This window comes from Dactylosporangium cerinum (assembly GCF_042653625.1).
Taxonomy (GTDB): Bacteria; Actinomycetota; Actinomycetes; order Mycobacteriales; family Micromonosporaceae; genus Dactylosporangium; species Dactylosporangium cerinum.
The window spans coordinates 177,039-203,533 of the sequence record NZ_JBHSIU010000037.1 but is presented as its reverse complement, the minus strand read 5'-3'; the positions used below and the strand labels follow the sequence as shown (position 1 = coordinate 203,533).

22 protein-coding genes and 1 riboswitch are annotated in these 26,495 nt (G+C 71.7%); of the genes, 4 read left to right on the top strand and 18 right to left on the bottom strand.

The genetic code is table 11. The features are described 5' to 3' along the window. Nucleotides 1-75 precede the first annotated feature (75 nt). From xylA to ACFPIJ_RS27515, 9 genes are all read right to left on the bottom strand, one after another. On the bottom strand, nucleotides 76-1,254 hold the full coding sequence (gene xylA / locus ACFPIJ_RS27555; protein ID WP_380118790.1) for a xylose isomerase: 1,179 nt from the start codon (nucleotides 1,252-1,254) through the stop codon (nucleotides 76-78). Nucleotides 1,255-1,336: 82 nt separating this feature from the next. Continuing rightward, on the bottom strand, nucleotides 1,337-2,473 hold the full coding sequence (locus ACFPIJ_RS27550) for a Gfo/Idh/MocA family protein (RefSeq protein WP_380119163.1): 1,137 nt from the start codon (nucleotides 2,471-2,473) through the stop codon (nucleotides 1,337-1,339). A gap of 81 nt (nucleotides 2,474-2,554) precedes the next feature. Next, on the bottom strand, nucleotides 2,555-3,610 hold the full coding sequence (locus tag ACFPIJ_RS27545) for a substrate-binding domain-containing protein (RefSeq protein ID WP_380118788.1): 1,056 nt from the start codon (nucleotides 3,608-3,610) through the stop codon (nucleotides 2,555-2,557). Between the two features lie 139 nt (nucleotides 3,611-3,749). After that, on the bottom strand, nucleotides 3,750-4,808 hold the full coding sequence (locus ACFPIJ_RS27540) for an ABC transporter permease (protein WP_380118785.1): 1,059 nt from the start codon (nucleotides 4,806-4,808) through the stop codon (nucleotides 3,750-3,752). Further along, nucleotides 4,805-6,373 (bottom strand): sugar ABC transporter ATP-binding protein, encoded by a 1,569-nt coding sequence (locus tag ACFPIJ_RS27535; RefSeq protein WP_380118782.1) that lies wholly within the window; start codon nucleotides 6,371-6,373, stop codon nucleotides 4,805-4,807. Before ACFPIJ_RS27535 ends, ACFPIJ_RS27540 begins: the two co-directional genes overlap by 4 nt. Further along, nucleotides 6,370-7,560 (bottom strand): ROK family transcriptional regulator, encoded by a 1,191-nt coding sequence (locus ACFPIJ_RS27530; protein ID WP_380118780.1) that lies wholly within the window; start codon nucleotides 7,558-7,560, stop codon nucleotides 6,370-6,372. The genes ACFPIJ_RS27535 and ACFPIJ_RS27530 overlap by 4 nt, the downstream gene beginning before the upstream one ends. A 609-nt stretch (nucleotides 7,561-8,169) precedes the next feature. Beyond that, complete coding sequence (locus ACFPIJ_RS27525) at nucleotides 8,170-8,988, bottom strand: ABC transporter permease (RefSeq protein ID WP_239136016.1); 819 nt, start codon at nucleotides 8,986-8,988, stop codon at nucleotides 8,170-8,172. Beyond that, a complete protein-coding gene (locus ACFPIJ_RS27520; protein WP_380118778.1) occupies nucleotides 8,988-9,755 on the bottom strand; it encodes an ABC transporter permease in 768 nt (255 codons plus the stop codon). Before ACFPIJ_RS27520 ends, ACFPIJ_RS27525 begins: the two co-directional genes overlap by 1 nt. Continuing rightward, the gene (locus ACFPIJ_RS27515) at nucleotides 9,755-10,687 is read right to left on the bottom strand and encodes an ABC transporter ATP-binding protein (protein WP_380118776.1); all 933 of its coding nucleotides are present in this window, start codon (nucleotides 10,685-10,687) and stop codon (nucleotides 9,755-9,757) included. The genes ACFPIJ_RS27520 and ACFPIJ_RS27515 overlap by 1 nt, the downstream gene beginning before the upstream one ends. Nucleotides 10,688-10,742: 55 nt before the next feature. Between ACFPIJ_RS27515 and mptB the strand changes: the two genes are divergently transcribed. Continuing rightward, on the top strand, nucleotides 10,743-12,182 hold the full coding sequence (mptB, locus tag ACFPIJ_RS27510; protein ID WP_380118774.1) for a polyprenol phosphomannose-dependent alpha 1,6 mannosyltransferase MptB: 1,440 nt from the start codon (nucleotides 10,743-10,745) through the stop codon (nucleotides 12,180-12,182). Nucleotides 12,183-12,332: 150 nt separating this feature from the next. Here the strand turns inward: mptB and ACFPIJ_RS27505 are convergent, their stop codons facing one another. After that, complete coding sequence (locus ACFPIJ_RS27505) at nucleotides 12,333-12,872, bottom strand: hypothetical protein (RefSeq protein ID WP_380118771.1); 540 nt, start codon at nucleotides 12,870-12,872, stop codon at nucleotides 12,333-12,335. A gap of 16 nt (nucleotides 12,873-12,888) precedes the next feature. Next, on the bottom strand, nucleotides 12,889-14,736 hold the full coding sequence (gene dnaG, locus ACFPIJ_RS27500; protein WP_380118768.1) for a DNA primase: 1,848 nt from the start codon (nucleotides 14,734-14,736) through the stop codon (nucleotides 12,889-12,891). Between the two features lie 121 nt (nucleotides 14,737-14,857). Here dnaG and ACFPIJ_RS27495 point away from each other — a divergent pair, with 121 nt between their 5' ends. Further along, nucleotides 14,858-15,844 (top strand): SanA/YdcF family protein, encoded by a 987-nt coding sequence (locus ACFPIJ_RS27495; RefSeq protein WP_380118766.1) that lies wholly within the window; start codon nucleotides 14,858-14,860, stop codon nucleotides 15,842-15,844. Nucleotides 15,845-15,999: 155 nt separating this feature from the next. Continuing rightward, nucleotides 16,000-17,307, top strand: a complete 1,308-nt coding sequence (locus tag ACFPIJ_RS27490) for a polyprenyl synthetase family protein (protein ID WP_380118763.1) — start codon at nucleotides 16,000-16,002, stop codon at nucleotides 17,305-17,307. Nucleotides 17,308-17,333: 26 nt separating this feature from the next. On the opposite strand, the gene ACFPIJ_RS27485 is transcribed toward ACFPIJ_RS27490, so the two are convergent. Together ACFPIJ_RS27485 and ACFPIJ_RS27480 are read right to left on the bottom strand one after the other, a co-directional pair. After that, nucleotides 17,334-18,062: a hypothetical protein gene (locus ACFPIJ_RS27485; protein ID WP_380118761.1), complete on the bottom strand. Its 729-nt coding sequence runs from the start codon at nucleotides 18,060-18,062 to the stop codon at nucleotides 17,334-17,336. Between the two features lie 119 nt (nucleotides 18,063-18,181). Beyond that, nucleotides 18,182-18,324: riboswitch (cyclic di-AMP (ydaO/yuaA leader) on the bottom strand. Between the two features lie 46 nt (nucleotides 18,325-18,370). Next, nucleotides 18,371-19,909, bottom strand: coding sequence for a diguanylate cyclase domain-containing protein (locus tag ACFPIJ_RS27480; protein ID WP_380118758.1), 1,539 nt, complete (start codon nucleotides 19,907-19,909; stop codon nucleotides 18,371-18,373). Between the two features lie 181 nt (nucleotides 19,910-20,090). Between ACFPIJ_RS27480 and ACFPIJ_RS27475 the strand changes: the two genes are divergently transcribed. Then, nucleotides 20,091-20,753 carry a hypothetical protein gene (locus ACFPIJ_RS27475; protein WP_380118756.1) on the top strand — a complete coding sequence of 221 codons (663 nt, stop codon included), beginning with the start codon at nucleotides 20,091-20,093 and terminating at the stop codon, nucleotides 20,751-20,753. On the opposite strand, the gene ACFPIJ_RS27470 is transcribed toward ACFPIJ_RS27475, so the two are convergent. From ACFPIJ_RS27470 to ACFPIJ_RS27450, 5 genes are all read right to left on the bottom strand, one after another. Beyond that, nucleotides 20,711-21,853 (bottom strand): sensor histidine kinase, encoded by a 1,143-nt coding sequence (locus tag ACFPIJ_RS27470; RefSeq protein ID WP_380118754.1) that lies wholly within the window; start codon nucleotides 21,851-21,853, stop codon nucleotides 20,711-20,713. The two genes, ACFPIJ_RS27475 and ACFPIJ_RS27470, sit on opposite strands and share 43 nt — an antisense overlap. After that, nucleotides 21,850-22,515 (bottom strand): response regulator, encoded by a 666-nt coding sequence (locus ACFPIJ_RS27465; protein WP_380118751.1) that lies wholly within the window; start codon nucleotides 22,513-22,515, stop codon nucleotides 21,850-21,852. Before ACFPIJ_RS27465 ends, ACFPIJ_RS27470 begins: the two co-directional genes overlap by 4 nt. 272 nt (nucleotides 22,516-22,787) lie before the next feature. Further along, nucleotides 22,788-24,032: an NAD(P)/FAD-dependent oxidoreductase gene (locus tag ACFPIJ_RS27460; protein WP_380118748.1), complete on the bottom strand. Its 1,245-nt coding sequence runs from the start codon at nucleotides 24,030-24,032 to the stop codon at nucleotides 22,788-22,790. Nucleotides 24,033-24,120: 88 nt separating this feature from the next. Next, a complete protein-coding gene (locus ACFPIJ_RS27455) occupies nucleotides 24,121-25,380 on the bottom strand; it encodes a deoxyguanosinetriphosphate triphosphohydrolase (RefSeq protein WP_380118746.1) in 1,260 nt (419 codons plus the stop codon). Then, entirely contained in the window at nucleotides 25,377-26,495 is a 1,119-nt protein-coding gene (locus ACFPIJ_RS27450) for an AI-2E family transporter (RefSeq protein ID WP_380118744.1), read from the bottom strand. The genes ACFPIJ_RS27455 and ACFPIJ_RS27450 overlap by 4 nt, the downstream gene beginning before the upstream one ends.

Here is a 26,495-nt window from a genome sequence, read left to right as displayed (position 1 = left end):
CCTTCCCTCGCCGGCCATCCCGGCCGCGGGGCGCAACCGCGGCCGGGCCCTCGCTGCCGGCGAGGAAAAGCTTCGCTACCCCCTGATGCCCAGGAGGTGTTCCATGGCCAACTGGTCCAGACGTTCGAAGGCCATCCCGCGGGCGGCCACCGCGTCGACGTCGATCTCCTCGGCCCGCAGTGCCGTCAGGGACTCCCCCGGCATCAGCGTCGGCACCGACAGTTCGTCGACGCGGGCCGTGGCGAGCGCCGCCGAGACTTCGGGGTCGTCGCGGAAGGTGCGGACCTTGTCCTTGAGGATCAGGTAGTTGCGCATGCACGCCGCGGCGGTGACCCACACCCCTGCGGCGTCCTCGGTGCGTGGTGGCTTGTAGTCGAAGTGGCGGGGTCCCGCGTACGCCGTCGGGTAGCCGGAGCTGTTCTCCAGCACGTCGACGGTCCAGAACGCGCCGCGCAGGTTGCCGGCGCCGAAGCGCAGGTCCTGGTCGAAGCGCGGCCCGTGCTGACCGTTGAGGTCGATGTGGAACAGCTTGCCGTGCCAGAGCGCCTGGGCGATGCCGTGGGCGAAGTTCAGCCCGGCCATCTCCTCGTGCCCGACCTCGGGGTTGAGCCCCACCCGCGACGGCTCATCCAGGGTCGAGATCAGGGCGAGGGCGTGACCGATCGTCGGCAGCAGGATGTCGCCGCGTGGTTCGTTGGGCTTGGGTTCGATCGCGAGGCGGATGTCATACCCACGCTCCCTGATGTACGCGCACAGGGCGTTGATCGCCTCGCGGTACCGGTCCAGCGCGGCCCGCATCTGTTTGCCGGCACCGGACTCGGCGCCCTCGCGGCCGCCCCACAGGACGTAGGTCGGCGCGCCGAGCTCGGCGGCGAGGTCGATGTTGCGCAGGACCTTCTGCAGTGCGAAGCGGCGGACGGCGCGGTCGTTGGCGGTGAACGCGCCGTCCTTGAAGATGGGGTGGCCGAACAGGTTCGTGGTCGCCATCGACACCACCAGACCGCTGGTGTCCAGAGCCTCCCGGAACCGGCCGATCAGCTTGTCGCGGACCGTGTCGTCGCTGCCGAACGGGATCAGGTCGTCGTCGTGGAAGCTCACCCCGTACGCCCCCAGCTCCGCCAGCCGGTGCACGGACTCGACCGGGTCGAGCGCCGCGCGCGACGCCGAGCCGAAGACGTCCTGGGCCTGCCAGCCCACGGTCCAGAGTCCGAACGAGAACCGGTCGGCGGGGGTGGGGGCGTAGGGATCGTTCATTCCGCCGCCTCCGCTGCGCTCCAGCGTCGGCCCGAACCAAACCTGCCACATGATGAGCGGCCCAAGACGCTTCGCCGGCCGCTCATGCCAGCACGCTGACCCAGGACGCGTCGGACTTCTCCACGGCGTCCAGCACGAGTTGTACCTGCAGCGCGTCCTCGAAGGAGGGCGTCGGATCCTGTCCGGTGGCGACCGCCTCGATGAAGTCCCGCATCTCGTGGGTGAAGGAGTGCTCGTAGCCGAGGATGTGCCCCGGCGGCCACCACGCGGCGACGTAGGGGTGCTCCCCCTCCGTCACCAGGATGCGGCTGAAGCCCTGCTCCGCCGCCGGCTTGGTGGCGTCGTAGTACTCGAGCTCGTTGAGCCGTTCCAGGTCGAACACGAGCGAGCCGAGCTCGCCGTTGATCTCGACCTTGAGGCCGTTCTTCCGGCCGGTCGCGAAGCGCGTCGCCTCGTACGTGGCCAGGCCGCCGCCGGAGAGCCGGGCGACGAAGACAGCCGCGTCGTCGACGGTGACCTCCCCCGTCGCCGCACCGGCGCTCGCCGACAACCCGCTCGACGCCTCCGGCAGCGGACGCTCCTTGACGAACGTCTCGGTGATGCCCGTGACACCGGTGATCTGCTGGCCGGTGACGAACTGGGTCAGGTCGATGATGTGCGCGCCGATGTCACCGAGCGCGCCCGAGCCGGCCTTGTCCTTCTGGAGCCGCCAGACGAGCGGGAAGTTCGGATCGGTGATCCAGTCCTGCAGATAGACGGCCCGGACGTGCCGGATCGCGCCGAGCCGGCCGTCGGCGATGAGGTTGCGCATGAGCGAGACGGCGGGGACCCGGCGGTAGTTGAACCCGCAGGCGGACCGGACGCCGAGCGCCCGGGCCTTCACCGCTGCCGCAACCATCGCGCGTGCCTCGTCGACCGTGTTGGCGAGAGGCTTCTCGCACAGCACGTGCTTGCCCGCTTCCAGCGCGGCGATGGCGATCTCGGCGTGGCTGTCGCCCGGGGTACAGACGTCGATGACGTCGATGTCGTCCCGGGCGATCAGCTCACGCCAGTCGGTCACCGCTTCGGCCCACCCGAGCCGGCTCGCGGCTTCCGCCACCTTCGCCCCATCGCGGCCGCAGACGGCGACCATGGTCGCCCGCGCCGGCAGGTCGAAGACCCGGTTCACGGTGCGCCACGCCTGAGAGTGCGCGGCGCCCATGAACGCGTATCCGACCATGCCGACGCGCAGCTCCCCGCTGCTGCCCTGAGTGGACACTTGGCGGTTCCTTTCTGGTGGTTGGAACTACCTGACGACCTGCTAGGACTTGAAGCCGAGCGGCAGGTACTTGTCGACGTTGTCCTTGGTGATCGTCTCGGACTGCAGGACGATCAGCTTCGGCACCTGCAGCTCGACCAGGTCGCCCATGCCCTTGCCCTGGGCGGCGAGGCGGGCCAGGATGATCGCCGAGGACGCCATCGACGGCGGGTAGGTGACCGTCGCGGTCAGCACCGTGTCGCCCGCCTTGATGTGGTCCATCGCGTCGCGGGAGCCGGCGCCGCCGACCATGAAGAACTCCTTGCGGTTCGCCTGCTGGATCGCGGCGAGGACGCCGACGCCCTGGTCGTCGTCGTGGTTCCACACGGCGTCGAGCTTCGGCGCGGCCTGCAGCAGGTTCGCCGCCGCCTTCTGGCCGGACTCGACGGTGAAGCCCGCCGCGACCCGGTGCTTGACGGTGAGGCCGTAGGTCTTGAGCGCGTCGGCGAAGCCCTTCGACCGGTCCTTGGTCAGCTGGAGCTCGTCGATGCCCGGGATCTCGCCGATGACGGCGTCCGTCTTGCCCTTGAGCTTCTCGCCGATGAACTTGCCGGCGGCGATGCCCATGCCGTAGTTGTCGCCCTTGATCAGCGAGAACGAGGCGGCCGAGTCGGAGAACTCGCGGTCGAGGTTGATGACGATGATGCCGGCCGCGGTGGCCTTCTTGCCGATCTCGGTGAGCTGCGCGCCGTCCTGCGGCAGCAGCACGATCGCGTCGGGCTTCGAGCCGATCAGGGTGTCCAGCGCGGCGATCTGCGCGGGAGCGTCCTTACCGGCGTCGACGACCTTCAGGGTCACGTCGGAGAACTTGGCGGCCTGCGCCTTGGCGTTGGCGGTGATGGCACCGATCCAGCCGTGGTCAGCGGCCGGCGCGGAGAAGCCGATGGTGACGGCCTTGCCGGGCGCCTGCGAGGCGGCGGTGTTTTCCTTGGTGTTGGTGCCGGCGTCGTCGTCCTTCGTGTCGTTGGACGTGCAACCGGCGAGCAGTGCACCGGCGCCGAGGGCGGCCCCGCCGAGGAGAAGCCTGCGGCGGGACATGTCACCCGAGGATGCGCTCATCACGACCTCCTGGTCGTCTGTGGGATGGGGGTGTGTACTGTTTTGGAGCATTTTGGGCGTGTTGATCAGCACTGCCGTCGTCGACGGCGGTGTTGGTGATTTGGCGGTGATCGGCCCTATCGGGGTTTGCTGGTGATGCCTATTTGTTGAATCTCGTTCGGAAGAACGAGCCCACCCGGAACTGCTGGATGAGGACCGCGACGACGATGATGCCGCCGTTGATGATCCGCTGAACGTCCAGCTGCAGGTTGTTGACGATGAACAGGTTCGTGATCTGGGTGAAGATCAGCACGCCGAGCAGAGAGCCGACGATGGTGCCACGGCCGCCGGTGAGGGCGGTGCCGCCGATGATCGCGGCAGCGATCGCGTTGAGCTCGTAGAGGTCGCCGTGGGTGTTGCTGCCCGAGGTGGTCTGGGACACGATCATCAGCGCGGCGATGCCGCAGCAGAGACCGGACAGCACGTACAGCAGCATCGTCTGCAACCGGACGTTGATGCCGGCCAGCCGGGCGGCCTCGGCGTTGCCGCCGATGGCGATTGTGCGCCTGCCGAAGGTGGTGCGGTTGAGCAGGACCCAGCCGAGCGCGGTGACCGCCACGAAGATGATGACCATGTACGGGACACCGAACAACCGGTCGCCGGCGAGGCTCTTGATGAACGGGTCCGCGGTGATCTGCGTGTGCGACCCGGAGATGTTCTGTGCCAGGCCTCGGGCCGACAGCATCATGGCGAGGGTGGCGATGAACGGGACCAGCTTGCCGTAGGCGATCAGACCGCCGTTGACGAGGCCGGCGATGGCGCCGACGGCGAGCGCGGTGAAGACCATCGCGGCCGGCCCCAGGTCCTGCGTGGCCACCGTCGTGCACCACACGCTCGCCAGGGCCAGCAGCGCGCCGACCGACAGATCGATGCCGCCGCTGATCATCACGAAGGTCATACCGACCACGATCACGCCGATGCTGGACGCCTGGGTCAGGACGGTCAGCTCGTTCGACCAGAGCCGGTCGAGGTCCAGGAAGATGTCGGAACGGGTCCAGGCGCCGATGACCAGCAGCAGGACCAGCACCCCGATGAGGGCGAGGTTGCGCTTGGCGGAGTCGGCGCTGTCCCGCTTCCACCAGCTCTGCCCGGCGGCGCTGCTCGCCGCGCCTTTGCTCAGCTCCACCGGGTCGGCGGACGGTGTGGTCGCGGTGCTCATGCTGCGGTCCCTTCAGGGGCGGTGCTCGCCAGATCGGCCCCGTCCAGCAGCGAGCCGGCCATCACGAGGTCGAGCACGGTGTCTTCGTCAAGTTCATCGGCGGGTGCCTCGTGCACGAGCCGTCCCTCACGCATGACGAGCACGCGGTCGGACAGGCCCAGCACCTCGGGCACCTCGCTGGAAACGAGCAGCACGCCGACGCCCTCGTCGGCGAGTCTGCGGATCACCTGGTACAGCTCGGCGCGGGCACCCACGTCGACGCCCCGGGTGGGCTCGTCGAGCAGCAGGAGCTTGGTGCCGCCCAGTAGCCAGCGGCCGACGACGACCTTCTGCTGGTTGCCGCCGGACAGGGTGCGCACCGGGCGACGGACGTCGTTCGGGCGCAGGTCGAGGCCTTGGGTGATCTTCTCGGCCTCGACGCGCTCGCGTCCCGCGTCGGTGAAGCCGACCCGCGCGAAGCGCGTGAAACCGGCCAGCGTGACGTTGCGGTAGATCGGCTCGCCGAGCAGGAGCGCCTGACTCTTGCGCTCCTCGGGCGCCATGCCGACGCCGGCCTTCACCGCGGCGTTGACGCTGCCCCGGCGCAGGACCTTGTTGCCGACCACCACCGTGCCGGCGGTCGCGCGGCGGGCGCCGTAGATGGTCTCGAGCACCTCCGACCGGCCGGAGCCGACCAGGCCGGTGATGCCGACGATCTCGCCGGCGTGCACGGTCAGCGAGATGTCACTGAACCGCCCGTCCAGGCTCAGACCCTCCACCTGGAGCAGGGGCGCGTCCTTGTCGTACACCTTGGCGGTCTCGGGCTTCTCGGGGAAGACGTATTCGATGGTGCGGCCGGTCATCCGGCTGACCAGTTCGCGGGTCGGCGTGGTCTTCGCGTCGAGGTTGGCCGCGGTCGTGCGGCCGTCCTTGAGCACCGTCACGCGGTCGCCGATCTCGCGGATCTCCTCCATGCGGTGGGAGATGTAGATGACCGCGATGCCCTGCGCCGTCAGCGCGCGGACCATGCGGAACAGGTTCTCCACCTCGTCATGGGCGAGCACGGCGCTCGGCTCGTCCATGATGAGCAGCCGGGCCTCGCGGGACAGTGCCCGGCCCATGCTGACGATCTGCTTCGCCGCGGCCGGCAGCTTGCCGACCTCCCGGCCGGCCGGGATCTCCGCGTGGCCGAGCCGCCCAAGGATCTCCGCCGCGCCGCGCCGCATGGTCCGCCGGGCGACGAACCCGGCGCTGTGCGGCTCGTGGCCGAGGTAGATGTTCTCGGCGACGCTGAGCCCGTCGACGAGGTCGAGCTCCTGGTAGATGGTGGCGATGCCGGCCTTCATGGCCGTCTGCGGGCTGTTGAACGCGGCCGGTTGCCCCAGCCACAGGATCTCGCCCGAGTCCGGCGTGTGCGCACCGGAGAGCACCTTGATCAGGGTGGACTTGCCGGCGCCGTTCTGCCCGAGGAGGCAGTGCACCTCTCCGGCCCGAACCTCCAGCTGCACACCGTCGAGCGCCCGGACACCGGGGAAGGTCTTCACTACATCAGTAAGTTGCAGGACGATTTCGTCCGTAATTGTCATGATGGCCGTCCATATGCGAGTTCGCTGGCCAGCACCGCGGCGCCAACAACGCCGGCGCGGGGGCCGAGCTCGGACAGGACGACCGGCAGATTGCCGGTCGCGAGGGGAAGCGAACGCCGGTAGACGACGCTTCGAATCTCCGCCAGCAGGATGTGACCGAGGCCGGCGAGACCGCCGCCGATCACGATCATCGACGGGTTGATGAAGCTGACCAGCCCGGCCAGCACCCCACCCACCCGGCGCCCACCGTCACGGATCAGACGGATGCACGTGACGTCGCCCTCGGCCGCGCCGTCGGCGACGTCCTTGGCCGTCACGACGCCGTTGGCGTTGAGCCGCTCCGCCAGTGCCGGCGAGGCACCACTGCGGGCCGCCGCCGTCGCGTCACGGGCCAGTGCACCGCCGCCGAACAGGGCCTCCAGGCAGCCGACGTTGCCGCACGAGCACACCGGCCCGTGACTGTCGACCTGGATGTGCCCGATGTCGCCGGCGCACCCGTCGGTGCCCCGGTACACCTCACCGTTGAGGTAGATGCCGCACCCGATGCCGGTCCCCACTTTGAGGAAGAGCAGGTTGTCGACCGAGTGCGCGACGCCACCGTAGCGCTCGCCGATGCTCATGATGTTCACGTCGTTGTCGACGACGACCGGGCAGTTGAACTCGCGCCCCAGGACCTCCCGCACCGGGAACCTGTCCCAGCCCGGCATGATCGGCGGAGAGACCGGCACCCCGTCCCGGAAACTGACCGGTCCCGGCACCCCGATACCGATGGCGTGCAACCGCTCGAACGAGCCCTCCGCACGGAACTTGTGCAGGATCTCGTTGACCCGTTGCAGTATCACCTTCGGTCCCGACCTGATGTCGGCGGGCTCGCTGTAGGCCGTCACCGGCTCCAACCGCCCGTCGGTGATCTCCACGTCGATCGAACTGGCGCCCAGGTCCACCGCGGCGAACCGCAGATCCGGGTTGAGCTCCACCAGCGTCGACCGGCGACCGCCCCGGCTGGCCGCCGGGCCGGCCTCGCGGATCAACCCGGTCGCGACGAGCGCGTCCAGGTCCGCGAGCAGCCGCGGCCGCGGCACCTCCAGGCGATCCGCCAGCTCCGCACGCGACAACGCACCGGTGTCCCGCAACAAGCGGAGCAGGCGCGACTGGACCGGGCCGTCTACCGCACTGACCGTGTTCACAATGGCACCTCCTCATCTGGTCGCAGGCAGGCGTCCGCGACACGCGGCTACACCACCACACCTCCGCTGAGGTGCTGGTTGCCGGGTCGTGTGCCATGCGTTACACCCGTGTTGCGTCGAGACTTTAGGCCCTGAAAAGCGCCGCGTCTAGGTCTTCTATCCCCCGTTACCAAACTTTTGCTGAATCCAACGGAAGTTGGCCCACTTCCGAACGTTTCCAGGTTTTCCCAGCTCAGACCGCTTGCCGCCGCTTCTGCAAAGCCCCGCTTATCGGACGAATCGCCCCACAGCCCGGACACTCCCATCCGGTCCCGGCCCGCCCCGCGGCTCCCAGGGCTGTCAAGCCCCCACCGATGCAACATTCCCACTCACGTGGCTCCGGTCCGCACGATCGAAGGACCGGACCGGCCACCAAAGTTCCGTGATCACGGCACGGGGACGACCACCACCAACGGCACCGACCCGACGAGGGTCAGCGCCGCACCCGTGATCGAAGTCGCGGCCGGGTCGGGGCCATACACCACCCCGGCGGACGCGACCCGCCCCGCGCAGCGGAAGCCGCCCGCGCAGCAACGGAAGCCGGGCCGAGCGGCAGTGGCGTGGGCGGGGTTACTTCAGCAGCAGCACACCCATCCGGCGGCTGGCCATCGTCAGGCCGGCCACGGCCAGGGCGACCAGATACGCCACATGCCACAGCACCGTCCAGTCCGGCGAGCCGGTCGTGATCGCCCGCAGCAGCGCCACCCCGTGATACAGCGGCGTCACCTCGATCAGGATCTGCAGCGGCACCGGGAAGTCCGACGGCGGGGAGAACGTGCCGCTGAACAGGAACAGCCCGAACTGGGTCACGTTGATGTAGTCGAAGTCCTGCCAGGAGCGCAGCAGCGTGGACAGGCCCATGCCGAGCGCGCCGAACGCGAACCCGACCAGCAGCGTCACCGGCAGCGCCACCAGCGCCCAGCCCCACGTGGTGAGGTCGAGCGCCGCCATGACGACGAGGAAGACCGCGGAGTAGACGCCGCCCCGGCACATGGCCCAGATGAGCTCGCCGACGGAGACCTGCATGGGCGTGATCGGGGTGGCGAGCGTCGCATCGTAGATGCGCATGAACTTGAGCTTGCCGTAGAAATTCATCGTCGTCTCTGCCAAGGCCCCGTTCATGGCGGAGGCGGCCAGCATCGCCGGCGCGACGAACTGCGCATACGTCACGAGCCGCCCGTCGGGCAGCGCGATGTCACCGACGAGCCGGCCGACACCGACGCCGATCGAGAGCAGGTAGAGCAGCGGCTCGACGAAGCCGGACAGCAGCACCCACCAGTACGCGGCGTGCCGGGCCGCGGCGAGGTTACGCGCGGTGACGGACAGGGCGCCCGAGGCGCGGTGGTCGAGGCGGGACATCGCCCGCGGGAAGATCAATGTGGTGACCATCAGTCGCCCAGCTTCCGGGTGAACGAGCGCAGCGCCAGCACGTAGCCGACCGCGCACCACACAGCGAGGACCGCGGCGTGCGCGGGCACTCCCCAGGCGGTCGTGGTGCCGAGGGTGGCGGCCCGGGACAGTTCGACGCCGTGCCACAGCGGTGACACGTACGCCAGCAGGCGTGCCGCCCACGGCAGCCCCTCGACCGGGAAGAACACGCCCGCGAACAGGGTCATCGGGACCACCGCCACCCGGAACAGCACCGCGAAGGCGCCGTCGCTGCTGGCCCGTGCGGCGAACCCGAAGCACGGCGCCGCGCACGCCGCGCCCACCAGGACGGCGACCAGCGGGGTCGTCAGCGCCCACCACGAGTGCAGCGCGCCGAACAGCAGCAGCACCACCAGGAACCCGGCGCTGGACAGCGCGACCCGCAGCAGGACGAACGCCAGATGTCCCCGCAGCACGTCACCCACCGTGAGCGGCGACGCCCGCATCGCGTGATACACCCTCGTCCAGTGGAACCCGCCATACACCGGCCACGTCGAGTCGCCGACCGCGACCTGCAGGGCCGTCGCGGCCAGCAGGCCGGGCCCCAGATAGTCCAGGTAGGGCACGCCGATCGAGGTGGACCGCTCGTCGATGTAGTGCCCGACGGTGATCCCCATCGCGACCAGGAACATCGCCGGCAGCGCGAACGAACTGAACACGCTGGAGCGCCAGGTGCGCTTGTAGGCCACGAGGTGGAACTCGAGCGCCAGCGCGGTCGGATGCGCCATCAGTCGACCAACGTCCGGCCGGTGAGCTGCAGGAACACGTCTTCGAGTGAGCCGCGCCGGACCAGCACGCTCGACGGCGTCAACCCCCGGCCGTGCACCTGCGCGGCGGCCGCGTCGCCGTCGCCGGTGTAGACGAGGATGCGGTCGGGCAGCACCTCGAGGCGCTCGCCGATGCCGTCGAGTTTGTCCGCGAACCCGTCGAGCGGGTCGTTGCCGAACCGCACCTCCAGGACCTCCCGGGTCGAGTGCCGGTCGATGAGCTCCCGCGGTGAGCCCTCCGCGACGATCCGGCCGGCGTCCATGACGACCAGGCGGTCGCACAGCTGCTCCGCCTCGTCCATGTAGTGCGTGGTCAGCACCAGCGTCACGCCACGCTGCTTGAGCCGGAACAGCCGCTCCCACACGAGGTGCCGGGCCTGCGGGTCGAGGCCCGTCGTCGGCTCGTCGAGCAGCACGATCTCCGGCTCGTTGACCAGCGCCCGGGCGATCGTGAGGCGGCGCTTCATCCCGCCGGACAGCGGCTCGACCTTGTCACCGGCGCGGTCGGCGAGCTGCACGAAGTCGAGCAGCTCCATGGCCCGCGCCCGGGCCACCTTGCGCGGGATGTTGAAATAGCGCGCATAGACCGTGAGGTTCTCCAGGACGGTGAGCTCCAGGTCGAGCGAGTCCTGCTGGGGGCACACCCCGAGCCGCGCCCGGATCGCCGCGCCGTCCTTCGCCGCGTCCAGGCCCAGGATCCGCAGCGCCCCGCCGGTGGGCCGGGACACACAGCCGATCATCCGCATCGTCGAGGACTTGCCGGCCCCGTTGGGACCGAGGAACCCGAACGCCTCCCCGGCCTGCACCCGCACGTCGATGCCATCGACCGCGGTGAAGTCTCCGAACTGTTTGACCAGCGCGGTCGCCGCGATCAATGCTTCGTCTTCAGCCACGTGGCGACACTAACCCAGGGGTCTGACAAAAACGGGCCCGTGGCACGATGGGCGGGTGAGCGTCAACCCGCGCTGGCTCGGGCTGGCCGCCACCGTCCTGCTCGCCGCCAGCGGTTTCCTGGCCGGCAAGCCGGTCCCGCACGACCGCGCGTGGCTGCTCGGCGTCGTCGTGTGGTTCGTCGCCCTCGCGATGCTGATCCGCGCCTGGTGGACGCTGCGGGAGGAGACCGACCAGCGCGGGGTCCTGGTGACGGCCGCGATCTGGAGCGTGCCGCTGCTGTTCGCACCGCCGTTGGGCAGCCACGACGTCTATGCGTATGCCTGCCAGGGCCAGCTCTTCAACGCCGGCCTCGACCTCTACCAGGTGGGCCCGGCGGCGCTGCCCTGCACCTGGCTCTCCGACGTGCCGGAGCTGTGGCGGGAGACCCCGACGCCCTACGGTCCACTGTGGATCGCGATCGAGGGTGCCGCCGCCTGGCTCGCCCACGGCAGCCTCCCCGCCGCGGTCCTGCTGCTGCGCGTCGCCGCCGTGCTCGGCCTGCTGCTGTGCGTCGCCGCGGTGCACCGCCTGTCCCGCCGCAACGCGCTGCTGGCCGCGAGCCCGCTCGTGCTGGTGCACGTCGTGTCCGGGGCCCACAACGACGTCGTCCTCGCCGGGCTGGTCCTGGCCGGGTTCGTCGCGGCGCGCCGCCCGGGCGCCGCGGCCGGGGCATTGTCCGGGCTCGCCTTCGGCCTCGCCGTCGCCGTCAAGGTCACCGCCCTCGCCGCCGCCCCCTTCGCGCTGTTGTTGCTCTTTTTCGCCGGTACGCCCAGAGCCCGCTGGACCGGTCCCGCGGCGTTCGCCGGGGCGGCCGTCGGCGCGTACACCATCTTCGCCCTCCTCACGGGGCACGGCCTCGGCTTCCTGCACGCCCTCGGCTCGACCAGCACCATGGTGCAGTGGTTGTCCGTCCCGACCGGGGTGGGCATGGCCGTCGGCTACGTCCTGCGCGTGACCGGCCAGCCGGAGTCCTTCGCGACGGCGGTCGCGGTCGCCCGGGCCGCCGGCCTCCTGGCCCTCGCCGCGATCCTCCTGACCCTGTGGTGGCGGGCCGCAAGGACCCTGGCCGCCCAGACCCGCGACGCGCAGGACGGTGACGCGCAGGACGGCGACGCGGCCGGCCACCGCGGGCAGGACGTGGTGCTCACCGCCGCGGGGGTCGGCATGCTCGCCGCGGCGGTCCTCGGCCCGGTCTTCTACGCCTGGTACGCGATCGCCGGCATCGCCCTGCTGGCCGGCACCGTGCTCACCGGCCGGCTGCGCACGGTCGTGCACGTCGCCGCGGCCGGGCTGCCGCTGCTCACCCTGCCCGACAGCCTCGGCCTGGCCACGAAGACGAAGGTCCCCGGCGCGTTCCTCGACGTCGCACTCGTCGCGGCCGCCGCCGTCCACCTGATCCGCCGCCGCCGGCCCGTGACCGAGATCCCGGCGACCCCCGAGACCACCCGCCCGTGACCGTTCAGGCAGTGGCCGGGTCCGGCGACCCGAAACCACCCGCCCGTGACAATTCAGGTGGTGACCGAGGCCCCGGCGACCCCGAACCACCCCGCCGGTGACAGTTCAAGCGGTGACCGAGGCCCCGGCGACCCCGAAGCCAGTGACGGATCAGGCGGTGGCCGGCGTGCCGATGGAGTCGCGGGCCCACGAGACGAGGGTCGCGGTCTGCTCGGCGACCCCCGGGGCGGCCGGGTCGACGCCCTCGTCATAGCGGACGGTCCAGCGCAGGCCGTCGACACCACTGACCCGGCGGGCGACGACACGGACGCCGAAACCAGCCTCGAGTGGATGGTGCGAGGTGTGCGCGATCGACTTGTTCACGCGGGTGCGGACCTGCTCCGGCACCCGGTCCGGGTCGAGCAGCGCGAGGACCAGCGGCGGCAGGTCCTGCATCACGACGTAGCCACCCGGACCGTCGGCGGGCAGCTCGCGGGCCGCGATCAGGGTCAGCTGCCGGCCCGACCACGTCGCCTTGTGGATCTCGTGCCAGCCGAGTCGCTCGCCGGCGCCGGGGAGCCACAGGCCGAGGTTGGTGACGACCACGACGTTGTCGCCGGTCGTGCCAGCCCAGGACAGGACCCGCTCGTCCGCCGCGAGGTCGGGCCGCTGCCCGGCGGGCAGGCGGCGCTTCTTCAAGAAGCCGAACACGACGCACTCCTTCGGGTCACCAGCGGCTCGCGCTGCGGTCGCGCAGCGCCCTGGCGTGCTGCTCCAGGGACACCAGCTCGCTGAACAGGCGCAGATACTCGTCGGCGTTGGTGACGGGGTTGATGCGCTGCTGCTTGGACTTGAGGTCGGCGATGCGCCGGTTGAGCGCGGGCAGCTGCAGCCGCACGACGGTCGCCTCGACATACCGCGGGTCGGGCTCGCCGTCGAGACGCAGCGGCTCCACGGCCAGCTCGGTGACCAGCCCGCCGGCCGCCGGGTCGGGGCAGGCCTCGCGGACCCGCTCGATCCAGACGGCGCCGCCGGTCGCGGAGGAGGCGCCACCGGCGTCGGCGATCGCGGCGCGCAGGGCCGCGTAGGTGGGGTGGGCGTAGATGTCGGCGCCGACGGCGTCGAACATGGGGCCGGCCAGGGCCGGCTGCTGCAGGGCCAGCTTCAGCGCCTCGCGCTCGACGAGGGCCTCGGCGCTGTCGGGTGCCAGGATCTTGCGGGTCGGGGCGGCGGGCGCCTCGACGAGACCCTTCGCGGCGGCACCGACGGAACGCTGGACCGTCTCGAGCTCCATGCCGAGGTCACCGGCGAGCTTGCGGGCATACTCCGGGCGCAGCGTCCGGTCCTTGATCTTCGCGACGAGCGGCGCGGTGGCCTTCAGGGCGCCGACCCGCCCCTCCGCGGTGTCGAGGTCGAACCGCTGGATCACGGAGCGCAACGCGAAGTCGAGCAGCGGTTGCCGGTCGGCGACCAGGTCACGCACCGCGACCGGGCCCTTGGCCATGCGCAGCTCGCACGGGTCCATGCCGTTGGGGCCGACGGCGATGAACGTCTGGGCGACGAACCGCTGGTCGTCCTCGAACGCGCGCAGCGCCGCCTTCTGCCCGGCGGCGTCACCGTCGAACGTGAAGATGATCTCCCCGCCGTAGCCGTCGGCGTCCAGCAGCAGCCGGCGCAGGACCGCGATGTGGTCGGCGCCGAACGCGGTCCCGCAGGTCGCGACCGCCACCGGCACGTCGGACAGGTGGCAGGCCATCACGTCGGTGTACCCCTCGACGATGACGACCTTGCTCTGCTTGGCGATCTCCCGTTTGGCCTGGTCGACGCCATACAGGACGTGGGACTTCTTGTAGAGCGGGCTCTCCGGGGTGTTCAGGTACTTGGGGCCGTCGTCGTCGTCGAACAGCTTCCGGGCGCCGAACCCGATCACGTCGCCGGAGATGTCCTTGATCGGCCACAGCAGCCGGCGGCGGAACCGGTCGATGAGGCTGCCGGACCGGGCCTCCTTCGACAGGCCCGCGGTGATCAGCTCCTGTGCCGTGTAGCCCTTCAACCGCAGATGCTTGCTCAGCGGGTCCCAGCCCTCGGGCGCGAAACCGCAGCCGTAGCGCTCCGCTTCCTCCCGGCCGAACCCGCGCTGGGCGAGGAACTCCCGGGCGAGGCGGGCGCCGGGCGAGCCGAGGTGCTCGGCGTAGAAGCGGGCCGCCTCGGCGTGCGCGGCGATGAGCCGCTGCTTCTGCCCCGTCTGGCGGACCGGTGCGCTGCCCCCCTCCACATACTGCAGCTGCAGGCCTGCCCGGCCGGCGAGCCGCTCCACCGACTCGACGAACGACAGGTGGTCGTGGTCCATCAGGAACTTGATGGCGTCGCCGCCGGCGCCGCAGCCGTGGCAGAAATACACGTTGCGCGCGGGCGACACGTTGAACGAGGCGGTCTTCTCGTCGTGGAACGGGCAGAGCCCCTTGAGGTTGCCGCCCCCGGCCGACTTGAGCGTCACATGCTCGGAGATCACATCCGCGATCGCGGTGCGCTCCCGTACCAAGGCGATGTCCTCGTCCTTGATCTTGCCGGCCAACCGACGCCACCTCCCCTACCCGAGGGATACATCCTGCCTCGCGCCACCGACAATTTACGACTCCACACGATGAGCACCACACGGGCACCACCACATCACAGTGTCGTGCGATGCTGCCGCCATGCCGAAACTGCGTGACGAGCGTGTCGCCTGGCTCGCCGTACAGGACCGGTTGCAGCGTCGCAGCCGCCGCCTGGGGCCACTGGGCTGGCTGATGACGATCGCCACGCTGGGCGCGTGGGCGGTGCTGCGCTCACGCGGGCGGGGCGCGGCGCGGATGGCGGCGTATTCCGTCGCGGTCGACCACGTCACCGGCTATCTCGACGACGACGAGCGCGAGACACTGCACAGCACCCGGAAGGTCCCGTCGTGGTTCCTGTTCGAGGTCGAGCGGGCCCGGTGGGCGGCGCGCGACCGGCAGCGGCTCCCCACCGGCCGGGAGACCCGCCTGCAGCGCCGCCGCCGGATCCTGCTGCGGGTCGTGCTCACCGGCAGCGTCGTCGCCGCGCTGGTGCTCGCGCCGACGGCCTGGGTGCGGGCCGGTTCGCTGGGCCGGATCGGACCGGCCGCCGAGGCGCCGGCCGCGGACGTGGCGATCGTGTTCGGCGCGCAGGTCGCGCCGGGCGGGCAGGTGCCGATGCCGTTCCTCAAGGGCCGGCTCGACGTCGCCGCACGGCTGCTCACCACCGGCAAGGTCAAGGCCCTGCTCATCTCCGGCGACGCGCAGGGCGGCTCCGGCAACGAGGTCCGCGTCATGCGGGAGTACCTGGCCGGGCAGGGCGTGGATCCGGCCAGGATGGTCGTCGACCCGCACGGCCTGGACACCTACGACACCTGCCGCCGCGCCCACGACGTGTACGGGGTGACCAAGGCCCTCCTCGTCAGCCAGGAGCTGCACCTGCACCGCGCGGTCACCCTGTGCCGGCGGCTGGGGGTCGACGCGTACGGCGTTCCGGCGCTCTGCGAGGGATGCCGGCGGGTGACAATCTGGTACAACACGGCCAGGGACGTCGCGGCCGCCCCGAAGGCGGCGTGGGAGGCCTTCCGGCACCGCCGGGCGACAGTCGTGTCGCCACCGGATCCGTCCCTGCTCGAAGCGGCCCGCTGACCCGCCCACCATCGTGGTTTTGGGCGTGTCCGGCGGGCACCTTCGGCATACTTGACCAGTCCACGGCGCCGGCACTGATCGGCGCCTGTCCATGGTCAGCTCCGATGGGTGGTGTGTTTTCCGGTGAGTGTCCCCCGCCAGGCGGTATCCGGTTGATGGTCACCGTGCTGCGCACCGTCGACGACGTCCTTTCCTGGGCCGGCCTCCTGGTCGAGCCGCCGCTGCGCACCGCCGTCGGGCGACTGCCCGCACCGTCCCGCGACGTGGCTGAGCTGCAACTGGGCCGGCTCGACGAGGATCCGCCGGGGATACGGACGCGGGCCGCGCTCAGTCTCGTCTGCGCCGGCGCGGTCGGCGGCGACCCGCACGACGCGGTGGCCGGTGCCGTCGCGGTCGAACTGGTGCATCACTGGTCGGCGCTGCAGCAGGACCTGTTCGACGGGGACCTGACCCGCCGACACCGGCCGACGGCGTGGAGCGTGGTCGGCCCGCACCCGGCGACGCTCGGCGGCGAGGCGATGCTGGCCCTCGCGTTCGACGTGGCGGCCACCGGCGACCCGACCCGGCGCGTGCCGCGGCCGGTGCGCCAGGCCACCCGGAGCCGGCAGCCGGTGGGCGACCCCCGGCCCGGAAACGACGGCCCGCCCACGGCCGGCCCGCCCAGTGGGAGCGAACTGCCGGCGGTGGACGGCACGCCCGCCGCCGACGGACCGGCAACCGGCGAGCGGGGCGACGAACCGCGGGCGACCCGGGACCAGTTCATCGAGCCGCCCGACGAACGGGAGACCCGGGACCGGGTCGTCGACGCGTGCGCCGACGGCGGGCAGCACCGGGCCGGGGCGGCACCCGTCGACCGGGCCGGCGTCCGGGTCCTCGGCGACACCGTCCAGCAGCTCCTGCACAGCCAGCACACGGCCCTCGGTGCCGCCCTCGACACCACGACGACCCGCCGCCGGTCCGGCAGTGACCTGCTGCGCGACTGCATCACGGCGGTCGAGCAGCGCAGCGGCGCCCTGCTCGGCTGCGCGTGCGCGCTCGGCGCCATCGCCGGCGGCGGCGACCCGGCGCGGGTGGAGCAGCTGCGGCTGTTCGGCGTGCGGCTGGGGCTGGCCGTGCAGTTCACCGAGGACCTGCTCGGCATCTGGGGCGACCCGGACGTGACCGGCCGGCCGGCGTTTCCCGACCTGCGCCGCCGCCGGCTGTCGCTGCCGGTCGCCGCCGCGCTCGCGGCCGGCGCCGACGAGCTCACCGAGCTGCTGCGCCACGACAGCCGGCTGGGCGACGCCGACCTCGAACGCGCCGCGAAGGTCATCGAACGCTCGGGCGCCCGCTCCTGGTGCGTCCAGCAGGGCGAGGACCTCCTGGCGCAGGCGCTGCTCGCACTCGACCTGGCGATCCCGGAGCCAGCGGCGGTCGCCGAGCTGGTCGCCCTGGCCCGCTGGTCCACCCGCCACCCCGCCTGAGCGGCACGGCGGCGGGCCGGACCAGGTCAGGTGAGCGCGCCGACCACCTGCTCCGCGCGAGCGACGTGCTTCTGATACGCACCGGGGAACGCTGAGCGCTGCACCGCCTGGGCGGCCGCGGTGACACTCATCCGCTCCCAGCCCTGCACCCTGGCCAGCGCGTTGTAGAACAGCATCGCCGAGTGCGCCGGGTTCATCAGCTCCGCCACCGTGCCCCAGCCCTGGCTGGCCCGTTGCTGGAACAGCCCGACCGAGTCATGGTCGGTGGAGACACCCTGGTGCGGCAGCTGCAACGAGGACGGCACGGCGGAGCTGGCGACGTTGTACAGGTCGCTCTCCTGCATCGCCGTCGCGATCGCGACGACGAGGGCCCGGTCGGACATGCCCTGCGCCCGGCCCTGTTTCACGATGAGCGCGGCGTTGTCCATCTGCCGCTGGTCGAGCCCGGCGACCGGCCGGACGACCGGCGGCGCGGGTGGCACGGGCGGCACGGCCGGCACCGCGACGGCCAGCGGCCCGGGCAACGACGGCGCCGGGGACGGCGACGCCGACGATGACGAGGACGGAGACGAGGACGCGACGGCGCCGGTCTCGGCATACGCCGAACCGGTGAACATCGACGGCGGCGAGTCGGCCGGCAGCGTGGCCAGCAGCGTGGCGGACAGCACGGCGACCGAAACGGTGCCGGCCTTCGCGCCGAAGATCAGACGGGCCCGGCGATGTCGCGGGTGGAACTGGCGTGGCAACGGCTTCACTACTGAAATTCCTTCGTCGAAGACATGAGGCATCGGCACGTCGTGGCGGGCACGGCGTGCTGGAAGGGGGGAATCAGTGGTGCGGCGCTACGACGGCAAGCGGGCGGCCATCATCGGCAGACTCCTTCCGGTGCCGCCTACCGGGTTAGCTGACGGGTTCGGGCGGGAAGATTCGCCCTACCGTGGCTCGGCCACGGATACACCCCAGAGGACTACATGGGTCCCCGGCTCGCGAAACATCGCGACTCGACGGCGCCTGCCCGGCAGCGCCGATGCGGCGCAGGTCGACCGGAGCAGACCTCACGACCCTACTGGGCGGCCTCGGGACGGGCCAACCGCAGCACCGGCATACCACCCGGCGCACCCGAACGCTCACCGGGCGCTGTCACCCGTCTGGTCATCCCTCCGGCGTGACGGGCGCCCTTGACCAGGTACATCGCACGATCGGCGGCGCGCAGGGCGGCACCCGCGTCCTCGATGGTGTCATCGATCACGGCCACGCCGACGCTGACCTGCACCCGCATGATGTGGCCCTGGTGCATGACCGGCGCGCAGACCGAGCGTTCGAGGCGGTCGACCAGCGCGCCGAGGTCAGCGACGGTGACGTTGCCGGTGAGGACGACGAACTCGTCGCCGCCGAGCCGTGCGACGGTGTCGGTGGGCCGGACCAGGGAGACGAGCCGGTGCGCGACGGCGACCAGGACCGCGTCGCCGGCGTCGTGGCCGAGGGTGTCGTTGACGACCTTGAAGTCGTCGAGGTCGCAGAAGAGCAGCGCGCTGACGACGCCGTCGGCGCGGGCCCGCCGGATCGCGGTGGCGAGGGGCTCGGCGAAGGCGTCGCGGTTGGCGAGGCCGGTCAGCGGGTCGCGGGAGGCCCGCCGGACCAGGTCGGCCTCGGTCGCCTTGCGGTCGGTGATGTCCTGCACCTGCGTGATCGCGAACGCGGGCGAGCCGGCGACGACCGACATCGTGGCGGAGATCCAGATCGTCTCGCCGTCGCCGCGGACGCACCGGACCTCGTAGTCGCGGATCGATCCGGTGCCGGCGGCGAACACCTCCCGGCTGTGGTCGAGGTCGTCGGGGTGGATGAAGTCGCCGAAGCGCATCGAGACGAGGACGTCCTCGTCCCGGCCGAGCAGTTCACACAAAGCCGGGTTCACCCGGACGATCCGGGTCAGGTCGGCGCCCTCCAGGCCGATCATGCACATGCCGGTGCCGGCACCGTTGAACGCGAGCCGGAACGCGGCCTCGCTGGCCTCCAGGTGCCGGCGTTCCTGGCGCAGCGCCTCGACCAGGTTGGCGTTGTTGATCGCGATGCCGGCCTGCGCGGCGAGCATCTCGAGGAGTTCCCGCTGGAACGCGCCGGGGCGTTTGCCGTCGGCGGGCAGGTCGACGCTGAGGACCCCGACCAGCGAACCGTCGGGTGCACACAGCGGCGCGAACAGGGCGTCGAGCGGGTGCCAGCGCTCCTCCTCGGGGACGTCCTCCGCGCCGTCGGCCGGGGCGGGGACCCAGGACTGGATGCCGTCGTTGTGCCGCTCGTGCGGCAGGAAGCGCAGCTGCCCCCACTCGTCGGCGGCGGCGAGGTGCGCGTCGAACTCGGCCGCCGGGTAGCGCACGCCGAGCAGCTCGGCGCGGGCCTCCTCGGGGCCGGCGATGGCGACCGCCTCGTACACGCCGCCCGGATGCAGGTAGTTGACCACCGCGGCACCGAACCCGACGCCCTCGACGACGGCCTCCGCGATCCGGTGGAGCGTCTCGACGACGGTGCTGCCGGTGTTGATGCGCCCGGTGATCGTGTACACGGAACGGATCGCGGCCATCGCCATGTCCCGATCTCGATCCACGGCTCGCCTACCCCGATCCGGCCGACCCTGCACCCTCACATCGACGCATCACCTCCGATCCTAAACACAATGTGCGTCCGCGGCGGCGCTGATCCGGGTCAGCGTCGCGGCTGACGACGGCCCGGGAGCGCCCGACCTACCGTCCGGCTCGACACATCACCGTTCGAGCCGAAAGGTCGTCATGCCGCACAAGTTTCGACGTCTCCTGGCCGGGGCCTGCCTCGTCGCCGCGCCGCTGTTCTACGTCGCGGGTCTGCTCGCCGACCCGGCCCTGCGCGCCGGTGACGCCGCCGACGGGGCCTACGGGCGCCATCCGGGGCAGGTGTCGGTGAGCGCGGCCCTGTTGCACTGGAGCTGGGTGCTGCTCGTGCCCGGCATCATCGGGATGATCCACCTCGTGCGGCGGCGCGCGGTGCTGTTCGGGCACATCGCCGGCGTGGTGGCGCTGCTCGGCGTCGTCAACTTCTCCGCGTTGATGCTCGGTGACTTCTTCTACGCCAGGCTCGAGGCGGACCTCGGGACCGCGGAGGGCGATCGGCTGGCCGATGCCGCGTTCGCCGCGGCCGGTGCGTTGTGGGGTTTCCAGGTGCCGGGTTTCCTGGGTCTGCTCGGCGTGCTGCTGCTCGGTTTTTCGCTGGCGTACGACCGGCAGGTGCCCTGGTGGGCGCCTCCGGCGATGGTGGCCGGGATGCTTGCCGGGCCGGTGTACCCGGTCGGCATGATCGCCGGGAGCCTCCTCTACATCGCCGGAGCGGGCGTGATCGGGGTCCGGATGCTGCGGATGAGCGACGCGCAGTGGGCTCAGGCACCGGCGGTGAGCGGGAACGTCGCGGCGACCGAGTAGCCGCCGCCGGGACGGGCACCGGTGCGCAGGGTGCCTCCGTGCAGCGCGACGCGCTCACCCATGCCGACCAGGCCGTGCCCCACCCCCGCCCCGCCGCTGTCAGCGGCACCGCCCGTGCCGTCGTCGCGGACCTCCACGGCCAGCTCTCCGGGGGTGAAGCCGATCGTCACGTCCACGCCCGCCGCACCGGCGTGCTTGAGGGTGTTGGTCAGCGCCTCCTGCACCACCCGGTAGACGGCGAGGCCCAGCGACGGCGGCAGCGGGCGCGGCGGGCCGGCGACGGTGAGCCGCACGTCGAGCCCCGCCGCCCGCAGCGGCCCGGCCAGTTCGTCGAGGCGGTCGAGCCCCGCCGGCGGGCGCCCGTCGCGCAGGACGCCAAGCAGCATCCGCAGCTCCTCCACGGTGTCGCGGCCGGCTCGTTCGACGCCTCGGAGGAGGTCGCGTTCGCGTTCGCGGTTTCGGTCGGTGCCGAGCAGCAGCCGTACGCCACCGGTCTGCAAGGTCATCAGGCTGACGTTGTGGGAGATGACGTCGTGCAGTTCGCGGGCGATGCGGGTGCGCTCGTCGGTGGCCGCGACCGCCGCCCGCTGCGCCATCCGGACCGTCCGCTGGGTCTGCCGGCGCAGCAGGATGCCGCTGCCGTAGGCGACGCCCATGAAAATGGCGCCGATCAGGCTCTCGGCGACGTCCTGACCGGGCAGGGTCTGCAGCAGCGCGTAGGCGGCGAGGACGGCGAGGACGCCGGCGGCCCGCCGGCGCGGCCCGGTGGACTGGCTGCCGACCGTGTGGATCAGGATCAGGTTCGAGTAGAACTGCCAGGCGGCCAGGGGGTAGTCGTCGTCGGTGACGGCGACGCGGAACACGGCCGACAGTGCGGTCAGCGCGGCCAGCGTCCCGACCGGGAACCGGCGGCGCAGGAGCAGGAGCACGCCCGCGACGAGGGCACCCGCGGCGACCAGGTCCGGCCGGTGCACGTGTCCGGGTCCGGGGCCGGCCCGCCCGTAGGCCTCGACGATCCCCGCCCCGGCGACGGCGACGGCGAGGAGGGCGTCGAGCCACGACGCCCGCCAGCGTGCGGGTGCGGCGGGTGCGGCGGTCATCCGCCGGGACGGACGATGCCCGCCTCGTAGCCGTACACGACCGCCTGGACCCGGTCGCGCAGCCCCAGCTTCTGGAAGATCCGGCCGACGTGGGTCCGCACGGTCGCCTCGCCGACCAGCAACCGCCCGCCGATCTCGGCGTTGGAGAGCCCGCGGACGAGCAGCTCCAGCACCTCGCGTTCGCGGCCGGTCAGCGTGTCGAGTTCGGGCGCGGGCACCGGCTCCGGCCGGGCGGCGAACGACGCGATGACCCGGGTCGTCACCGCCGGGTCGATGAGCGCGTCGCCGGCCGCCGCGACCCTGACCGCGTCGATGAGCTGCTCCGGCGGCGACACCTTGAGCAGGAACCCGCTGACCCCGAGCCGCAGCGCCGCGTGCAGGTGCTCGTCGGTGTCGAACATGGTCAGCAGGACGATCTTCGGTGGTCGCGGGCCGGTGAGCAGCCGGCGCGCCGCGGACAGGCCGTCCAGGCGGGGCATCGCGATGTCCATGACGAGCACGTCGGGCCGCAGGCGGTGGACCGCGGCCACCGCCTCTTCGCCATCGGAGGCCTCGCCGACGACGGTGATCGTCGCGGCGGCGGCGGTCTCGACGACCAGCCGCAGGCCGGCCCGGATCATCGCCTGGTCGTCGGCGATCACGAGCCTGACCTGCTCCGACATGTGTGCAGGATAGCCAGCGGCGGCAACCGCCCGGCGGTCGGACCACCTCGGGGTGCCGCTTCGACCACGCGATGAGCGGCTCGAGGGCGGCGATGAGCTCGGCGGCGGCCGAGGGCGCGTAGAGCACCTGGACCGGCGGGTGAACTGCCGGCTGGGTCCACGACCTGCGCTTCGACACCTTCGTGTTCTGGCCGGTCGCGGACCACGCCGAACAGGTCCGCCGGTTCGCCGCCGAGGTCGTCCCGCGGGTGCGTGAGCTGACCGGGTGGCGGTCAGCCGAGCAGGTCCGCGAGGGCCACCTTCGGGTCGGCGAGCCCCTCGAGGTCGACGGCGGTGCCGGCCCAGCCGGCGCGGACGAGGGCCTGGATGTCGTCGGTGACGTCCCAGACGTTGACGTTCATGCCGGCCAGGACCCGGCCGTCCTTGACCCAGAACGCGATGAACCCGTCCGCGACCGACGTCCCGCCCCGGAACACCACCTGGTCGTAGCCGCCGGGCGCGGCGAAGCCCGAGTACTCCATGCCGAGGTCGAACTGGTCGGAGAAGAAGTACGGCACCCGGTCGTAGCTGGCCTCGCCGAGCAACGACGCGGCGACGACCTTGCCGCCGTTGAGGGCGTTCGCCCAGTGCTCGACCCGCAGCCGCCGGCCCAGGCCGGGGTGGTCGAGGTTGACCACGTCGCCGGCGGCGTAGATGTCGGGGTCGGAGGTGCGCAGGGCGGCGTCGACGACGATGCCGTTGTCGACCTCGAGACCCGCGTCGACGGCGAGCTCCGTGTTGGGCTGGATGCCGATGCCGACGACGGCGACGTCGGCGGGCAGTTCGGTGCCGTCGGCGAGGACGACGCCGGTGAGCTTGCCGTCGATGCCGGTGAACCGGGCGACGGAGGCGCCGAAGCGGAACTGGACGCCGTTGGCCCGGTGCAGGTCGGCGAAAACGGTGGCGACCTCGTCGCCGAGCACGCGTTGCAGGGGCAGGTCGGCGACCTCGACGACGGTGGCGGTCGTGCCGTGCTTGCGGGCCGCGGCGGCGGTCTCCAGGCCGATCCAGCCGGCGCCGACGACGACCACGTGCGCGGCGGCGCGCAGGTGCGCCAGCAGCGCGTCGGCCTCGTCGACGGTGCGCAGGTAGCGCACGCCGGTCAGGTCGGCGCCGGGCACGTCGAGGGTGCGCACCCGCGACCCGGTGGTGAGCAGCAGCTTGTCGTAGTGCAGTTCGTCGACGCCGTCGAGGGTGACGGTCCGCGCCGCCGGGTCGACGCGGGTGACCCGGGTGCCGAGGCGCAGGTCGACGTCGTTCTCGGCGTACCACCCCTCCGGGTGCACGAACGCCTTGCCGCGGGCGTCCTCGTCGCCCTGCAGGTATGCCTTGGACAGTGGTGGGCGCTCGTAGGGGCGCTCCGTTTCCTCGCCGATCAGCACGATCCGGCCGGTGAAGCCTCCGGCGCGCAGCGTCTCCGCCGCCTTCGCCCCGGCGAGGCTCGCGCCCACGATCACAAATGTCCGCTCGTCAGCCATACGTCCAGCCTTCCCTACCGCTCCGCGATCTGCCACCGATCACACGCGCACAGCTACCACCGGGTTCAGCGGCCACTGCACAGTGGTCCTAGGACACCGCCGCCGGGTGCAGCCGCTCGTGCCAGGCCGTCGCCGACAGGTCGGTGAGGCTGGCGACCTGGTCGATGACCACCCGCAGCCGGGCCGCGTCGTCGGGCGCCGCCCGCCACATCGGGGCGAAGACCGCGTCCAGCCCGTCGGGCGACCGGTCGGCGAGCGCCGCCACGAGCTCCTGCAGGATGGTGACCTCCTGCGCGTAGCGCTGTTTCGAGCCGGGGCGGCGCATCACGTACCGCAGCGCGATGCCCTTCAACAACGCGCACTGCGCCCGCACCGGCGGCGGGACGATGAGCCCGGCCGCATAGCGCCGCACCGGCGCGTCGCCGTGCGCGGCCCTGGTCGCTGACACGGCGGCGGCGGCGAAACGGCCGGTGAGGACGCTCGTCACCCGTTTCAGGGCGACCTGGGCGGCGTGGCTGCCGTCGTAATGGTCCAGCGGCGCGAGGACCGGGTCGGCGAGCAGGTCGAGCAGGACGGCCTCCAGGTCCGCGGCCCGCTCGGAGGAGTAGGCGGCGGCGACGTCCTCGCACAGCGCGGCGCGCTCGCCGGCGTCGGCGCGCAGCGTGGCCAGGTGCACGTAGCCGCCGTGGATGCCGTCCTCGACGTCGTGCACGGAGTAGGCGACGTCGTCGGCCCAGTCCATCACCTGCGCCTCGAGGCAGCGTTCATCGTCGGTGCGCCCGTCGCGCAGCCACGTGAAGACGGCCGCGTCGTCGGGGTAGACCCCGAACTTGCGGTAGCCGTCGCGGCGGGGCCACGGGTACTTCGACACCGCGTCCAGCGCGGCGCGGGTGAGGTTGAGCCCGGCCGAGGTGCCGTCGGGTGCCAGGACCTTGGCCTCCAGGCGGGTCAGCACCCGCAGGGTCTGCGCGTTGCCCTCGAAGCCGCCGCACGGCTGCGCGACCTCGTCGAGCGCGTCCTCGCCGTTGTGCCCGAACGGCGGGTGGCCGAGGTCGTGGGCGAGCCCGGCGGTGTCCACGACGTCGGGGTCGCAGCCGAGGCGGGCACCCATCTCCCGGCCGAGCTGCGCGACCTCCAGGGAGTGGGTGAGTCGGGTGCGCAGGAACGCGTCGGCGCCGGCGGTGTGCACCTGGGTCTTGGCCGCGAGGCGGCGGAACCCGGCGGAGTGCAGCACCCGGGCCCGGTCCCGCTGGAACGGCCCGCGCCCGTTGTCGGCGGACGTCGTGGTGCGATCCTTCTGCGGCTCGTGCACGAAGCGATCCGTGTCCAAGCTCAAGTCCGGGCTCACGCCTCGAGCTTAGAGGTCTCCTCAGTTCCCTGATCTCTCGGCGGCGGAATGGGCACGGGCGGCGCCGCGGGTGGGTCCCGCTCCGCGGGCGGCTCGTTGAGCGCCTCGACCACGGGTGTCATCAGGACCTTGATCGCGGCGACGACCGGGATCGCCATGAGCGCGCCGACCACGCCGAGGGTCGCGCCGCCGACGAGCGCGGCGAGGAGCACCGCGATCGAGGACAGGTCGACGGTGTTGCGCAGCACGCGCGGGGCGATCAGATAGTTCTCCAGCTGCTGGTACAGCAGGAAGAAGGCCGCCACGACGACGGCGTTCGGCCACACGTCGCCGGTCACCAGCGCGACGACCGTGCAGCCGACCGCGCCGACGGTGGCGCCGATGAGCGGGATCAGGTCGGTGATCGCGACGAAGAAGGCAAGGGGCAGCGCGAACGGCACGTCCAGCAGGAACAGGCAGACGAACGAGGACACGCCGGCGAACAGGGAGATGATCAGGTTGCCGATCATGTAGCCGCCGACCTTGTCGACGACGACGTTGATCGCCTGCGCCGCGCGGGGCCGGCCCGACCGGGGCACCAGCCGCACGATCCCGCGCCGGATCCGGGGCAGGTCGGCCATGAAGTAGATCGTGAGCACGGTGACCAGCAGGACGTTGAGGATCGCGCTGAAGATGCCGGCGATGACGCCGAGCGCGCCGCCGCCGATCTTGCCCGGCAGGGTCCTGGCGTATTCGGTGAGCTTCTCCGTCAGCCCGTAGCGGTCCGCCACCTCGCGGTAGGTCTGCGACCGTTCGGGCAGTTCCTGCAGATACTGCGGGATGTTGCGGAGCAGGTCGCCGCCCTGCCCGACGAGGGTGGGGACCAGCGACCAGACGAACCCGACGAGGATCAGCAGGGCGAGCACGACGATGACGGCGACCGCGACCGAGCGGCGCACCCCGCGGCGGATCAGCAGCCGGACCGCAGGGTCGAGGCTCACCGCGACGAAGACCGCGATGACGACCTGCACGAGGATCTGCCGGACGTTGTAGAGCGCGAACGCGCCGGCGGCCACGGTCAGCAGGCCGAGGCCCGCGGCGACGGCCAAGCGGTACGCCCTGCCGAAGTCGATCAC

Excerpts from the sequence above, each read along its gene's own strand:
- ACFPIJ_RS27495 (WP_380118766.1), top strand. The coding sequence starts at position 14,858 with ATGCCGAAACTGCGTGACGAGCGTGTCGCCTGGCTCGCCGTACAGGAC.
- ACFPIJ_RS27475 (WP_380118756.1), top strand. The coding sequence starts at position 20,091 with ATGCCGCACAAGTTTCGACGTCTCCTGGCCGGGGCCTGCCTCGTCGCC.
- ACFPIJ_RS27525 (WP_239136016.1), bottom strand. The coding sequence starts at position 8,988 with ATGGTCACCACATTGATCTTCCCGCGGGCGATGTCCCGCCTCGACCAC.
- ACFPIJ_RS27545 (WP_380118788.1), bottom strand. The coding sequence starts at position 3,610 with ATGAGCGCATCCTCGGGTGACATGTCCCGCCGCAGGCTTCTCCTCGGC.
- ACFPIJ_RS27465 (WP_380118751.1), bottom strand. The coding sequence starts at position 22,515 with ATGTCGGAGCAGGTCAGGCTCGTGATCGCCGACGACCAGGCGATGATC.
- ACFPIJ_RS27535 (WP_380118782.1), bottom strand. The coding sequence starts at position 6,373 with ATGACAATTACGGACGAAATCGTCCTGCAACTTACTGATGTAGTGAAG.
- ACFPIJ_RS27470 (WP_380118754.1), bottom strand. The coding sequence starts at position 21,853 with ATGACCGCCGCACCCGCCGCACCCGCACGCTGGCGGGCGTCGTGGCTC.
- ACFPIJ_RS27550 (WP_380119163.1), bottom strand. The coding sequence starts at position 2,473 with ATGGTCGGATACGCGTTCATGGGCGCCGCGCACTCTCAGGCGTGGCGC.
- ACFPIJ_RS27520 (WP_380118778.1), bottom strand. The coding sequence starts at position 9,755 with ATGGCGCATCCGACCGCGCTGGCGCTCGAGTTCCACCTCGTGGCCTAC.
- ACFPIJ_RS27540 (WP_380118785.1), bottom strand. The coding sequence starts at position 4,808 with ATGAGCACCGCGACCACACCGTCCGCCGACCCGGTGGAGCTGAGCAAA.
- xylA (WP_380118790.1), bottom strand. The coding sequence starts at position 1,254 with ATGAACGATCCCTACGCCCCCACCCCCGCCGACCGGTTCTCGTTCGGA.
- ACFPIJ_RS27490 (WP_380118763.1), top strand. The coding sequence starts at position 16,000 with ATGGTCACCGTGCTGCGCACCGTCGACGACGTCCTTTCCTGGGCCGGC.
- ACFPIJ_RS27460 (WP_380118748.1), bottom strand. The coding sequence starts at position 24,032 with ATGGCTGACGAGCGGACATTTGTGATCGTGGGCGCGAGCCTCGCCGGG.